Genomic DNA, 16,826 nt, shown 5'->3' with positions numbered 1-16,826 from the left:
CTTATTTTTTTATACCTTTAAATACATTTTATGATTATTTCGATTACTATTATTCACTTTAAAGATTAAAAAATGAGAACGTATTTTATACTTACTATTTTATGTTTTAGTTCAGTTATTGGTTTCAGTCAAAAACTAGAATTAGAAAGAGCATCTCCTTTTACTGCTGTTAAGTGGAAAAAAAATCTACCTATTGTACAATTTGAAAATGAATGGTATCATTTTGAAAAATTGGATCATATTAGTAAAAAAGAACTTTTAGATTATTGTAAAAAAGAGTTTGGAAATAAATGGCAAAAACGATTTTCTGAAGATTTAGTAGAAGTACTTAAAGAAGGATTAAACTACACACCAAATGCTCAGGTTACATTGCAATTGTCTAAAGATGGTGTTACAAAAGAATACACTGGTTTTTTTACTTTAGAAAACAGACAACGTTCGCTTAAATATAATAGAAGCAAAGCTGTTTCTAAAACGAAACATTTATTACCTAAAAAATTAACAATAGTAGAAGCTATTGAAGATTTAAGAGCTTTCGAAAATATATTAGATAACAAATCGTCTTACGCACAACTTTCAACTTTTGATTATAAATCTGCTATTAAAGAATTAATAGTTTCAATTGAAAGTAAGAAAGGAGAGATAGATATAAATGAATTTACTAACGAGATAAGTAAAATTATGTCGGAAATTGGAGATAGACATTCTTCAATTAAAAATGAAGCCTTCCGTAAAGAAAATCATAAAAAGTATAATTTAAGGCTTCCGTTTGGTGTTGCCGTTGTAGATGGGAAAATTGTTGCCACAAAACAAGATAAAAATAATCAGAATTATAATTACTATTATAATTCGCATCCAAATATAAAAAGTATAAATGGAATAGCTATAGAAACAATAATAGACACCTATAATTATAGAGCTAAAAAAGCACCTATAAACGCTAAAATTTATAGAGCGAGTAGAGCAATTGAAAAATATGGAGAGTTATTATTTAAAAATAACATTATTTCTTCGGATAGTATAAAAGTAGTTTTTAGTGATGGAGTTAATGATAAAGCAGAAACATTTAAATTTACTTCAGCTAAAAAAGGATATAATTCTAAGTTGCTTAAAGCTAATTATAATAACAGGCTTAAGATTGAAAATAGAAATTTTAATGATTTAAGTAGAAAACTTGAAGACAATATTGGGTATATTAATATTCCAAGAATGTACAATTATGATGAAATTGAAGACTTAGAAAATGAAATAGAAAAAGCTCTTGAAAACTTATTGGATACTAAAGCTTTGATTATTGATGTTAGAAATAATCCTGGAGGAGGAAGAGCTATTATTCAAACTTTTTCAAGTTATATTTTACAAGAAAAACAGTCACCTTGGGTTGCTAATGTTGCTTATTTAAGAACTGATAAAAAAGAAACTGAATCTGTTGAATCTATGAGTGCTCGTTATTTATATAGTTATAATTCTGAAAAATTAACAAACAATGACAGGCAAGCAATAGATAAATTTAACAGTGATTTTAAACTTCAAAAAACATTTGATACATTAAAATTTAGTCAGCCATTTTATATGATTTTGCATAAAGGAAACAAAAATTATACTAAACCAGTTTATATATTAGTTAATGAGAATAGTTTTAGTGCTGCATCTGTTTTTACTAGCGCATTTAAAAGTTTACCAAACGTAAAAATAGTTGGTGTAACAACCGATGGTTCTAGTGGTAACTCGAAAACAGCACATTTAAAATATTCAAACATACGTGTAAAAGTCTCTACAATGTTATCGTTTCAAAGAAACGGAAAAACTTTAGACGGAAATGGTACTATACCAGATATTAATATTCCGGCAGATGAATTACAGGTTTTAAAAGGTGTTGACAGTCAACTAAATAGTTTAATTAAAATGATTAATGAATAGAAGTTTGTAAAAATCACCTTTTATTTAAACCTGCACCTCTATATTTTCTCCAACTTGTACCTTGTGTACACGGACAATCGCTCATACCTTGTAAGAAATCTATACCTATTGTGAGTGCGTGCGTTCCGGAATTAAAACCAGATAAATCGTTTATTGTTATTTGGTAAGAATAGCCTAAATAAAAACCTTTTTTCATAATACCAGCCATTGGCCCAATATTTAAAGGCTTTAGGGCTTGGTCGTTTAAAAAACGATAAGATGCACCAATCCAATAATAATCTCCTGAACGATTAAATTTTCGATATTTAAAATTAATATCTGTACTTGATCTACCATCATTATTATACCTCTGGTAAAATACAGAAGGTTCTATTTCTGTATTTTTTGCAGTTTGAATTATGTAACCCGTATAAGCTTGATAATTTAAAAGTTTACTTGGTTCAATTCCTGTAAAATTATCAATATCTTTTTCTAAAATGTTATTTGCATTTAAACTTAAATAAAACATTTTATAGCGGTAGAGTAGACCCACATCAAAATTACTGTTATTAATTGAGCGGTCATCTGTAATGGTTGGATCTACAATAGGCATTTCTTCAGTACCTACAAAATCTTCAATATCAATTCTAAAACTATTAATGTTATAAGAGAGACCAAAAGATAGATATTGCTGCGATTTATAATCTAATACAATATGATGTGCAAAAGAGAATTTGACACCTTTTTGGCGTGTGTTTCCATTTTTATCATTGTAAAGTGAAACACCAACACCTGTTTGGTTGGCAATTCTAAAATCGGCATACAAAGCTTGATTATCTGGTGCATTTTTAATACCAACCCATTGTGTTAGTCCGTTAGCTCTAATTCTTAAGTTATCTCCAATTCCTGCGTAGGTTGGAGAAATAATAAAATCGTTATCTGCTAAATATTGCGTAAAAACTGGTAAGTTTAGTTCTTGCGCATAATTTAGCGAAGTAATAAAAAGAACGATATATAGTGTGAATTTTTTCATGTGATTCGGTTTTTATAAATCTTTATTATTACCTGTAAAGTGTAAAATGTCCAACATATTCTTTGTCTAATAGTGAGCTATTCGTTTTCACTACGTACCAATAATCTCCTGTTGGTAATTCGGTTCCGTTATATCTACCATCCCAATATTGACCAACTTTGTAAGTTGCAACTTTACGACCATAGCGATCGAAAATATCGAAAGTTAAATTCGGAAAATCTTCAACACAACCTGGAGCCCAAGTATCTGTTATGCCATCTCCATTTGGTGAAAAGTAGTTAGACATACATGGACCTAATAACTCTATATTAATTTTTTCTTCTGCCTGACATCCATAACTATCTGTAACAATTATGGTATAAACTCCAGCTTCTGTAACTACATATTCGTTACTACTACCATAGTTAGTATTATTAAAAGTATAAGTATAATCTCCAGTACCACCTGTTGTTTGCGCTATAATCTCACCAGGTTCATCACCTTCAATTAAGATTAAACTTAGTGGTTGATAGTTTTCGATATTGAAGAATTCTGTGTATTGTACACAGCCGTCTATATGGGAAACTTCTATAAAATGTAGAGCACCATTTGCACTATCAACATTTGGAAAGATATTACTAGTTTGAGAACCAATACCATCTAAAGAATAAGTTAGTACACTAGTATCTGTAATACTTTCATCTACGTAAACTGTAACAGTATTAGTAAGTACATCATTCTCGCATAAATATTCTATTTCAAAAGTAGGATTTATTTTTACCGATTCTGGGAAAGTTATATTCCATGTAGACTTACAACCTACAGCGTCTTCAATATAAACTATGTGATCTCCACCGTTTAAGTCTGTAAAATCAAAGACTGTTTGTGTTACTGTTCCAGTAGTATACGTTCCATTAAAATCGTCTAAACTAACACTGTAGGGTAGACTTCCACCTGTTATATCGATACTAAAAGCACCATCAACTTCTCCTTCGCAAGTTTCGGCAATTAAAGAATCTGCTACAATTTGAATTAAAACAGGATCAGGATCTACAATTGTAAATGAATCTGTATAATAACAACCTTGAGTATCTTGAGCAATAAACTGATAAGTACCAGCCGATAAGTTTTCGAAAATATTAGTTTCAAAGAACTGATTTAATTGTGGAGATATAGCATATTTTATAATGCCAGTTCCACCAGTAGCGTTAATTACTAGAATACCATTATTACTTCCGCTACAAGTAATATCTGTAGCTTCAAAATCAACTTGTAATGCACTAGCAGGTTCTGTTATGGTAATAGTACTAGACTCTGTAATGCAGTTATCACTTATTACATTAACTTGATAAGTACCAGCAAATAAATCTGTAAAACTAGCAGGACTATCTGTAGTTGTAGCAACAATATTACCAAGATCGTCTTCTAAAGTATAAGTATAATTACCTAAACCACCTTGAGCTGTAGCAACTACACTACCGTTATTATCTCCAGCACAATTAATAGTTGGATTATCACTTTGTAAATTAATAACTAATTCTGGAAGTGTATCGATAGTAATTTCATTAGAAACAATTGCAATACATCCATTGGCGTCTCTTACATAATATTCATAAGTTCCTGGTGTTACAGCAATTGTTGTAGAGTTATTAAAATTCCCTAAAACATTAGCAAAATTACTTGTATCACTATAAGTATATATTCCTGTTCCTCCTGTAGCAGATAGTGTTAACTCGTAAGCTATTGGGCAAGGTTGTGTACTAGAATTTACTAAACTTGCTTGTATTGGAGTAGGTTCGTTTATTATAATATCTACTGAAGTAGACTCACAACTATAACCATCGTTTATAGTTACTGAATAAGTTCCAGCAGCTAAATTATTAAATACATTAGATGTTTGTGGTCCAGAATTAGTAACAGAAGGAGACGAACTATTTAATGTATAAGTATAATTACTGCCTTGTCCACCCGTTACATTACTAGCAGTAATAGTAGCATCTTGATCTCCAAAACACAATAGCGTATTTGAGCTAGCAGTATAAGTAGCACTTATTGGAGTTGGTAATGCTAGAATTACAGTTTCTGAAACAATACAACCTTGTGAATCTCTAACATTAACAGTATAAGTACCTGCAGACAGACCAATAAATGTTCCATTTGTAGAGTAAGCAACAGTAGCATCTCCTGTTAATTCGTATTCTATATTTCCCCAACCACCTGTTGCAACGGCATTAATAATACCTTGATTATTATCACAAGTTACGTCTGACGTTTCTGTAGCTGTAAGAGCTAATGTTTCTGTAGGTCTTGTAATAGTAAAATTCTGACTAACTGTACAAAAAGGACTAGAAGCTAATGTTGCATTTATAGTATATGTTCCGCCAACTAATCCTGTAATAGTTACAGGACCAGCATTAGCAGTTGTTCCTGAGTTTACTGTTGTACCAGAATTATCAACAATTGTATAGTCAAAAGGACCTGATTGATCTGGATTTGTACCTGTAACAACCTCATCTACAAATGTTACATTAACACTACCATTGTTATCATCGAAACAAGTAACGTCTATAACAGAATCTACAATAAGATCAAAAGTATTTGGATCGTTTACGTAGTGTACCGTTTCAAGAGTACAACCAGTATCTAAGTTTGTTACCGAAATAATATAGTTTGCAATATATAATCCAGTAAATATTCCAGTTGTATTTGTTTCACTATAAATAGCACCTGTTACAGTTCCAGTTACATCTTGAACAGTATACTCTAAATTTGGAGCAGTACCACCAGTTGTAGTTGCTGTTACTGTAATGTCTTCTAAATTAGTACATGTAATAGCATTATCAACTGTAACATCTACAGTATCTAAATCTATATATGGATTAATAACTACTGTTGAAACAGTTGTGCCTAAACAACCATTATCATCGTATACATTTACAGTATAAGTTCCTCCATTTGCATCAGATTCTGTATAAACATTACTAGTACCAGACTGTACAACAGTTCCACTTTCTAAGAACTCATATGTAGTATATGTTCCAGAACCTCCAGTAACACCAGTTACAGTAATTGATGCATAATTAATTGCATTAGTATCTGTAGTACAAATATATTGAGATACAGTAGGAGCAGAGACAGTAATAATACTAGGCTCAGCTATTGTAATAGTATCTGTTGCAAAACAATCTCTACCAGAATTAACTTGTATTGTATAAGTACCAGCGGCTAATCCTGTAAATATATTAGAGTTTTGTGGCGCTACAATAATTGGAGCTGTAATCTCGTAAGTATAAATTGGATTATTATTACTAGCAGGCAACTCTACGGTAATTGTACCATTAGATTCTCCATTACAAGAAACATCGTTACTTGTTGCCGTAAATGTTACTGGAGTTGCAGTGTCTAATATTACTGTTTCATCTTTAGTACATAATGTTGTTGTATCTGTAATAGTAACAGTATAAGTTCCTGATGGTACACCAGAGAATACATTTGCTATTAATGTTATAGAACTAGGATTCGGATTTATAGCATAAGTATAGTTTCCTGTTCCTCCATAACCTGTAACAGTAATTTCACCGTCATCGTCACTACAACTTGGTGATACAGCAGCTAGTGTTAATGCTACTGGATCTTCAATAGTATAGGTTGTTGTATTTGTACAACCATTTGCATCTTGAACTGTTATGTTATAAGTACCTGGAGCGTTTACTGTAAACGTTGGACTAGATTGAAAACCATTACTAATACTATATTCGAAAGGTGTAATACCTGTTGCAACATTAACTGTAAAAGAGTAATCGTTTGCAGCACTTGGACATTGAGAACCTGTAACTGTTAATCCTGTTGGAATAGGATCTGTATCGATAGTAATTGTTAAAGGTGTTGAAATAACACAATTGTTAGTGTCTTGTACATAAACATCCCATGTTGTTGATACTGCAGGATCTAGAACAGCTGTATTTGAACCAGAATAAGTTCCTGCTGGTGTTCCGCTTACAACAAATGAATAACTGTAAGAACCATTTCCTCCAGAAGCGGTAACGCCTACTTGAGCACCAGTATTACAATTAGCATTAATAAAAGGATTAGCGACTAAACTAAGTGGTATAGATTGCTCTACATTTATAGCTATAGTTGCTGTACATCCAGTTGTTTCATCTGTAACAACAATGGTTTGTGTACTTGCACCAGTTAACCCGTTAACAGTAATTGTTGAATTGGTTTGTCCAATAACATCTGTACCACCGTTAATAGAGTAGCTATATGTTCCGGCAAAATTGGATACAGTAAATAATACTTCTCCATTGGCACCTGGATTACATGTAACATCACTTATTAATTGACCGTTAACATTTATGTTTTCAACATCATTTAAAACATATAATTCTTGGTAAGTACATCCATTAGCGTCTGTAACTTGGAATGTATAACTATCTGCAGTAAGTCCTGTAAAAATACCATTTGCAGCTCCTGTAGTGTTTGTTGTTGCTGATGTAGGTGATATAATTTCATAACTTAATGTTGAAGTACCTCCTGTAGCAGTTAGAGTAATATCTGCTGTATTAACTATACAAGTAATTGCAGTTGCAGAGAAATCTAAATCTGAAGGAGAATCTAAAGGATTAACTGTTACAGATCCTGTAACCTCACATCCATTTGCATCTCTTACAGTATAATTAATAGTTTGTATGCTACCATTATTATTAACAGTGTATGTATTTGTTGTAGAAAAACCAGTTCCATTAAAATCGTAATAGTAATCACCAGAAAGAGTAGGTGTACCATCTTGACCTAATACAGTAATAAGTGTTTCAACATCACAAGTAGTAGTAACTAAAATAGAATCTGTAGCAGTTAAAGCTAAAGGTTCACTTATTGTAATTGGAGCACTTGTGTTAGTACAAGAATTTGCATCTATAACTGTTACAGTATAAGTTCCTTGAGACAATCCGTTAAACACATTAGAACTTTGTGGAGTTCCAGAATCTAATTGGTAAGTAAAAGGACCTGTAGAAGATGTTGTAGTTACTGTTATAGAGCCATCACTACCACTATTACAGCTCACATTAGTTTCTGCTGTAGTAAAAGTTGTTGCTGGAATAGGATCTAAAACATAAGTTGTTGTAGAAATACAACCTGAAGCATCTGTAACATTAAAAGTATATGATCCAGCTGTTGAAGTTGTATAAACATTAGTAGCCATTGTAGTATATGTAGTACCACCATCTGTAGATACTTCATAAATATAAGAAGCAGTGTTACCTCCTGTAGCTGTTAATGTAATTTCAGCATCTGATGTTATTGTACAATCTAGAGTACTTGTTAAAGCTGCATTTAATAATAATTGATCATTTACTACATACGGTGTTGAAACTACACAACCATTTCCATCTTGAATGTATAAAGTATAAGTTCCTGGAGCAGATATAGTAAAATCTGGATTCGATACAAAAGTAGTTCCGTTAATACTATAAAGTGGACTACCTATTGTAGTAGTACCAGTAATAGTTACTGTTATTGGAGTACCAACATAACAAGGAGCCGTTTGTGCATCTATTGTAGGTTCAGCATCTCTAATTAAGGTAACGTCAAAATCTCTAATACAACCGTAAGCATCTATTGCATAAACAGTATATCCATTTGCAGCTACAGTAAAAGTGTTAGGTGATGCCCAACCTGTATTTGAAGCTAGTGGAGCAGTATCGGTATCTAATAAAATTTGATATTGATAAGGAGGTGTACCATCACTCGCTATTGCAGTAATTACACCTAAATCGTTACAATTTTCATTTGAAGAAACAGAAGCTGTTAGGTTAAAATCTATTGCGGATTCTGTGATATTAAATGGTGAAGTAGTTACAATACTACAACCTGTATTAACACCTGATGTTTCAGTAATTAAAACATAATAGTTTCCAAAAGGTAAAGGACCTAAGTTAGTAATAGGAAGAGATCCTCCTGCAGGTACTGTTCCGTTTCCATTTGCACCTGTTGATACTTGTGATAATGAATCGAATATTTCAAAATCAACATCAATAGCAGTAGTCTCAGGATTATTTATAGTAAAAGATACATTACCATCTGCACTTCCTGTACAAGTAATATTATTAGAGCTTTCTGCACTTACAGTTAAAGTTGAATTTGTAGGTATAGGAGCTGCAGCTGTCTCAAAATAAGTACAACCTGTAAGAGAATCGTAAACAATAAAAGTATAAGTAACACCAGTTGTTAAACCTGTAAAAGTTATAGAACCAGGAGAAGTTTCTAATTGCCATGTTCCTCCAGGTGGTGGAGAAGGTATTGTGCCATTATAAATATCAAAGTAAAATGGACCAGAACCAGCTAATGCTGTATTTACAGTAACAACAGCTTCTCCTCCAATAGTACAGTCTGCAGTTGTATTAATAGTAATATCTAAATCATCTGGAGGAGAAGCTACCAATACATCTTGTATTAATACTGAACATCCATTAGTATCAACTACATTAATTTGATATAAACCAAAATCAACAACGTCGAAAGTAGTAGATGTATCTCCTATATTATTAAGTTCTACCTCATCATAACCATTTGTACCAGTTACAAAGTAGTTGTAAGGTCCAGTACCACCTGAAACACTATCAACAATTACAGATCCTTGAGATATACCATTTGTAGTATCACAAGTAATTGGAACTGTAGAATGGTTAACAATAATAGCCTCTGGTTGTGTTATAATAATAGTTTCTACCTCTGTACAACCTCTTGCATCTGTTACAGTAACAGTATAATTACCTGCAGGTAAACCTGAAGTTTGAGAACCATAAGAAACACTTGTTGTTGTGTTTAGTACTTCAAAAGCAAATGGTGCTTGACCAAGTGTTGTATCTGGTGTTATAGAAATAGCAGCAGTTTCTTCTCCATTACAATTAATAAATCCAGTTTGAGCTACTGTAATATCAGGATTTACTGCTGGAGTAATTTCTATAGGAGTTATTGTTGTTACTGTACAAGAATTAGCATCTGTAACCATAAATAAATAACTTCCTGGAGTATTAGTGTTAAATATATTAGTAGGTATACTAGTAAAAGTAGAGCCTCCATCTGTAGAATATGCATAAGTATAAATTGATGCATCACCACCTGTAGCTGTTAATGTTACTTGAGCTTCTTCAGGTAACACACAAGTAATATCTTTATCTAAAACAGCAGAGAGTGTTAACTGTGGGCTAACAGTTATTGTATCTGTTACTTCACATCCATTTCCATCTCTTACAGTTATAGTATATGTTCCTGGTGCAACAGTAAATGTATTACCTGTTTGGTAATTAGTTCCATCAATACTATACATTAAAGTAGCAACTCCAGTTGCAGTAGCTGTAATTGTATAATTATTCCCTGTTCCAGTACATTGGTTATCTATAGTTGCTGTAACGGTTGGTAAATTATCACTAATAATAGTTATTGTGTTCATAACAACACAACCATTACTATCCATTACGTATACGTCGATTACTAACCCAAGAATACTTGTATCTACAGTTGTTGAAGAACTATAATCAGTGTTTGTTGGTACAGGATCTCCTGACGTTACATAAGCATAAGAATAACCTCCAGATCCACCTGAAAGTGTTGGGAAACTAATATTTGAAATTGTAGTATTACAACTTACATTACTAGCGTTTACTGTAAAAGTAATTTCCGTTATTGGATCGATAGTAATAGTTGCAGAACTATTACAACCTGTTGTAGTATCTACAGCATTAAAAGTATATGTTCCAGTAGGTAAATTAGTTACTGTAACTTCATTATCAGTCTGAATTATTGATCCTGCAACAGGTGAAAGAGTATAAGTATAATTCCCTAAACTACTAACATCTGTTAATGTAAAAATAGCAGTTCCATTATCAGACCCAAAACATGTTTGATCAGTATTTGTTTCTGCTATAGCAATATTAGTCGCTGGCGGAATAGTATGAGAAGCACTAATAGGACAACCATTAGCATCAATTATTTCAAAGGTATAATCTCCAGAAGTTAAACCAATAAATATACCACTTGTAGCACCCGAAGTGTTTGTTGTTGCAGTTGCAGGAGCTGTTATTTCAAAAGTAAATGGTGCAATACCATTAATAGGTGTTATTGTTACATCTGTAGTAGTGTTATTACAAGTAATTACATTCGAATCTGTAAAAGTCATTCCTGTTAAAGGATTGAATGGAGGAACATCTATAGTTTCGGTAACAATACAACCATTAGCATCTCTTACAGAATAAGTAATTGTTTGTGTTGTAGTTGTATTTGTTACAGTTAATATGTTTGATGTTGTAAAAGAAGTATTGCCATTAAAACTATAAGTATAAGTTCCAGTTCCACCAGTTGCAGTTACTGTAATATCTGTAGTAGTACTACAGTTTGTGTTGTTAGATAGCGTAGCGTTAGCAATAATCTCGTTTGGATTATTTAAAGTAACTGTATAAATAGGAGATAAACAGCTATTGCTATCTTGTATTTGATACGTATACTCTGTAGTTGTAGCAGTAGTTGTATTTGCATTTAATCCAGTATATAATGAAGTCGAAGTAAAAGTACTACCATTAAAACTGAAAGTAAATCCTCCAGAACCACCTGCCGCAGATAATTGAATTTCTCCATTTGCATCATCAAAACAGAGTGGGTCTATACCGTTGGCTGTTCCTGTTGGTGTTGAAATAGTATCGATAGTATTAACTTGAGACTCTGTAATACAGCCTTGTGCATCTGTAATTTGAAATTGGTAAGTTCCTGCTGTTGTTACTGTGTAGGTATACGGTGTACCTGTAGTTCCTAGATCTGTGTAAGCATTTCCGTTTTCGGAAACAGCGTATGTATACGGAGCAGAACCGCCAGTTATAGTTCCTGTAATTATAGCATCAGGTGAGGTTGTACAATCTAAATCCTTTGTTATTTCTGTAATTAATAATAATTGTGGCTCTATAGTTTCAGAATCCAAAGTAACTTCACAGCCATAAGCATCTCTTACAATTATAATGTATGCTCCAGGTGTTAGATTACTAAATACGTTATTATCTTGAAATGAACCTCCATTTATATTGTATTGGTATGGTGTAACACCTCCGGAAGCAGTAACTTCTATTGTTGCTTCGTTTACTGTATCGTAGCAAAAATCTGATGTAGTACTTATTGTTGCTGTAGGAGTAATAGGAGCATCTAAAGTTAGTGTTGTTGATGCTGTACAATTAGAAGCATCTGTTACTTCAACAGTATATGAACCTGCAGGAACATTAGTTAAAACACCATTATTAAAATTTGTTACTGTAAAAGGAGAAACGGTATCAATTAATTGAAAAGAGTAACCAGGCGTTCCTTCTGTTGCAGTTGCTGTTATTGTTGCTCCGTCCAAACAAGTTACTTCAGTATTAGAAATACTAATAGTTAATGGGTCTGGAGTATCTATAGTTTCTGTAAAAGAGAAAGAACAAGTATCAGCAGTATCGTCATAACGTATTTGAACATTATAAGTTGTATCTGTTAAACCAGTAATGGTATACGGAGATGTTATTTGAGTTACCCAAGTGGTTCCATTATCTATAGAATATTGAAAACCTAAAGTCGTGTCAAAATTTTGAGCAGCAATTGTGATTTCGCCATCAGCAGCGCCAGAACAACTTACCATTGAAGTTCCTGTAATATCTGCTGTAAATGCATTTCCAGAATCAATAATAAATGGGAAATCTACTACAGTTGAACACGCAAGAGGAAGTTGAAACACTTTCAAATCATCTATTGCAACATCGTTACCACTTACTTGTTGAACATTAGATCTTAAAATGAATTTTAAACTAGTATTTGCTCCTGGATCTAAAGTTATTGGAGTAGTAGGATATTCAATCCAATTTTCTGTTTTAGGAATATTCCCAGTATTATAGAAAGATATTTCTGTACCGGAAGCATCTACTAATGCCACTCTTAAATCAGGATCGAATTCACCAATACCAGTTCTAAGTAAATTCATTGCAGCAAATTCTACTTGTATTGGTTGATTAGGTATAATATCATTTATTTGCTTTTCGTATAAAACTTCAGAGGCTGGTATTGTTGCTCCAATATTAACAACCATATATCTTCCATTTGGCGTTACAGGATTTGTAGCAGGAGTATAATCTGTTGGGTTTACCCATGACCAAAAAGGAAACTCGATATTAGAGGTAACTGAATATTCTCCATCGTTTATACTCGGACTATTACCACATTGTGTTGCTGCTACTTGTTGCTCGAAACAATAGTATGTTGGGTTAATTCCTGGAGAGGTTGTGTCTACACCATAACCAAAAGTTTCATAAAGTAAATTACTAAATGTAGGTACCGTTAATAATGTATATTCAACACTAATTGTATGCGATCCAGAAGGAACGTTTGTAAATGTTTCTGGATTTGTAGTATTTGGGTTAAGTGTACCATCTAGGTAATAATCGTATTGATAAGAAGATCCACCATTGTTAGTAACAGTTACTGTAGCATTTCCAGAACCATCACAATTAAAAATTGTATCACCTATTTCTATAGTTGGAGCAGGAGGTTCTTGATCTAAAATTGTATCCTGCATAACAAAAACACAACCATTAGCATCACGTATATAAACAGTGTATGATCCGGGAAGTACATAAGCTTCATTTGATGTTGTCCATGTTGCTTGATTATCGAAACTATATTCATAATAGTTAGGTGCGGGAAATGGTGTTCCACCTTGAGGATTTGTAATTCTAATTATACCTTCTCCAGAAGGTCCGCATCCTGCAAGTTCAGATATACCAGCTGTAGCAGTTAAGGCTTCATCTGGTTGGTTTATAGTAATTGTTTCTGCAGTTGTAAAACACTCAGAACCATCTAGTGTATATTTTATTATTATTTGATAATCACCTCCACTTAAATTTGAAAATGTAGAACTTGTTGTATAAGTAGTTCCATTATCAATGCTATATTCTAAAGTATAACCATTTGCGTTTGTAACATTCACTAAAATTTCGGCAGTAGTATCATTATAACATAAAACATCTGTATGTGTAATGTTATATTCTGGAGCAGGATTGTTTTCTATTGAAATACTTGTTTCTGCTATACAATTATTAGAGTCTATTACTGTAATATTATAAGTTCCTCCGGTTGTTACTACTATTTCTGGTACTGTTTGAAAATCTGTGGTACTATTAACATAATAGAAGTAAGGTTCAACTCCTCCTTGAGGATATATTGTAATTTCACCGTCTGTACAAGTTAAAGGACTAGTAATAGCTGCTGTAACTGTTAATAATGGTGGTTCTATAATAGTAACATCTTCAGAATAAGTACATCCATTTTCTGTTTCTACTGTAACAGTATAAGTTCCTGCATTTAAATTTCCAAATAAATAAGTGTTTTCTAAAATAGGACCAACACTATTTACCAATGTACCGCCTTCAGATATAGTGTATGAATATTGTGGGTCGACATCGTTAGCTGCTAATTGAATACTTCCTTTGTCTCCATTACAAAGCGGTTGTAAAATTGTAGAAGATACTGTAAAATCACGTTCTCTTATTTGGATATCTTGTACTGTAAAAATACAAGGATTTGTAGGGACATCATTTTGTCTTATATATACAGTATATAAACCAGCAGTATCAATAGAAAAAGTATTACTATCTTGATATGTAATATTGTCTAGACTATATTCATAACCAGAAGGAACATCATTTACAGTAATACTACCGAGTGTTGTACATATAATATCTGTAGCAACAACAGTAGGGTTTAATAAATTTTGATAAACATTAAAATAAAATTGAACAAAGCAACCTCCGTCATAGTTAATTGTTAATCTATATTGTCCAGAAGTATTGGCTAAAAAATTTGGTCCTGTTGCTACTTGATTCCAAGTACAAGTGTTATCTTCATTTGCACAATCTGTATTAGACACTGCATCACAACTCGTTTCGTCTAATTGTTCCCATATAATTGATGATGCACCAGCAATATTTGTTTGTATATCTCTAGAATCATTAGCACCACATAAAAAGATGTTTGGTAATAATTTACCATCGTTAGGACAAGATACAACCTCGTCAGCATAAGGAATAACAGGATTTTCTATGTTTCCTCCAAAAAGCTCTACAATAAATTCTTGAACTATAGATTGGCAAGGTGCAATTGCTGTATTAAAAACATAATAAGTACCTGTTGCAGTAACCGTAACTGTTTGGTTAGTTCCTATTACAGGACTTCCTGTTTCACTTGTAGACCAAGAATAAGTATCGTAACCATCTGCAGCAGTTAATTCTAAACTAGAACCACAGAGTATTTCATTTTGAGAAAATTCGCAATCTAAATCCGCTAGAAAGTTAGTAGCTTGAGGTGTTAATAAACATCCTGTATTGCTATTTAAACTAGGATCATCCGTAATTAGAAAAGAAGTGTTAAAGAAACCATTATAAGTAGCAAAAGCTTGATTATTAATTATATTAGAACAAGCATCTGCCAATTCATTACAATTATCTACTACTTGTACTTCTATTCGAATTTCATATAAAGGATCATTTTCTTCTACTAAATAATCTTCAATATTAAAAATAATTTCTCTTGTTATAACATCATAACTATCAACAGTAACACCAGGAGGAAGTACTAAGTCTGTTGGGTAGTTAAAAAGGATATTTATTGGTAAAATATCTTTTATTTGAAAATTGGTAGCATTATCATTTCCTACATTTTGAAAACCAATAACATAATTTAATGACGAGCCTAAGCCTACGGTTTGACCTCCAATATCATTACCAGCATCATCTTCTACTAATTTTGTGAGTACAATATCTGGCTCTATTATCTCTACCGCAAAAGCGAAAAAGTATTGAAAAAAAGTATCTCCATTTGTTTCTAAACGCACTGTAGCTGAGGTTGCATCATTAGCAATTACAGAATTAGCAGGATTAGGAACAGCCATAATTCCTGTATCGAATCCTAAAGTATTGGTGCTGTTTGGAACTCTATCGTTAACGGGTAATGCATTTAACTGTGTTACAGAACTGTTAAAAAAATTATTTACAGGACGATCTGCAGCAGATAAATTTACACCGTTTAATAATAATTGATCTCCTGTAATTGCACTATCACCTTCTAGAGTAGCGAACGCAAAATTTGCTCTTACTGGAGCAGGAGCAGGTACGGTTCTAAAACCACTAATAGGAATGTCTGCAGTTGGGTTTTCTGAAGCACTTATAGCACTAAAACCATCAAAACTTGTAATTGATTTACCTGGTAATGTAGGGTCTTCATATACTACAAAAAGTGACCAACCAGCAGATTGACCAGTTCCATTATAAGGAGAATAATTAGCAGTTTCACCTTCTGCAGATGATACGTTTGCAACGGTATACGTACCTAAGTCTGTTACAGAGCCTAAAGCTGTAACTATATCTGTTACATCCGCATAACATGCATAAGAAAAACTATTTCCACCATCTACAGAATTACCGTTAGCATCGTAAATAATAGTACCTTGAATATCATTATATCCACCTGTAGGTCCTTTAAATTTTACATTTGTTATCGTTTCTGCTCCAGGATTTACAGCTCCCCAATACAGACCAGCATATTGTATACGATAGCAATCTGGATTAGGTATACTTAAATCTGCGCTAGAGGAACTAAATGTTGTGTTATCACCATCAATATCAATATAGTTCATTTCCACATCGTGGTTATAAGCAGAATTGTTATTAAATGCATTGTTACTTGGACCAAGAATATTATTTCCAATAAGAACAATATCTCCTTTTAAATCATCATCGAATCTTGGTGTAAATGGTTCGAAGTTTTGGGCATAAGAAGAGAAGCCTAAAGATAGTATTATTACTATGAGGGCAATTCTAGAAAAAGTAGGTTTTTCCATGATATTTTA

The 16,826-nt window shown here is 32.6% G+C and carries 3 protein-coding genes; 1 reads left to right on the top strand and 2 read right to left on the bottom strand.

Translation table 11 applies throughout. From position 1 onward, the window contains the following. Positions 1-72 precede the first annotated feature (72 nt). Complete coding sequence (locus ASC41_RS13710) at positions 73-1,920, top strand: S41 family peptidase (RefSeq protein ID WP_055437218.1); 1,848 nt, start codon at positions 73-75, stop codon at positions 1,918-1,920. A gap of 13 nt (positions 1,921-1,933) precedes the next feature. On the opposite strand, the gene ASC41_RS13705 is transcribed toward ASC41_RS13710, so the two are convergent. Continuing rightward, positions 1,934-2,932, bottom strand: coding sequence for a PorP/SprF family type IX secretion system membrane protein (locus ASC41_RS13705; protein ID WP_055437217.1), 999 nt, complete (start codon positions 2,930-2,932; stop codon positions 1,934-1,936). A gap of 28 nt (positions 2,933-2,960) precedes the next feature. Beyond that, the gene (locus tag ASC41_RS13700) at positions 2,961-16,817 is read right to left on the bottom strand and encodes a T9SS type B sorting domain-containing protein (protein WP_055437216.1); all 13,857 of its coding nucleotides are present in this window, start codon (positions 16,815-16,817) and stop codon (positions 2,961-2,963) included. Positions 16,818-16,826: the final 9 nt, after the last annotated feature.

Origin of the sequence: Lacinutrix algicola, assembly GCF_001418085.1 — a bacterium.
Classification (GTDB): domain Bacteria; phylum Bacteroidota; class Bacteroidia; order Flavobacteriales; family Flavobacteriaceae; genus Lacinutrix; species Lacinutrix algicola.
The sequence above is the reverse complement of the archived record's forward strand: the minus strand, read 5'-3'. Positions and strand labels throughout refer to the sequence as shown.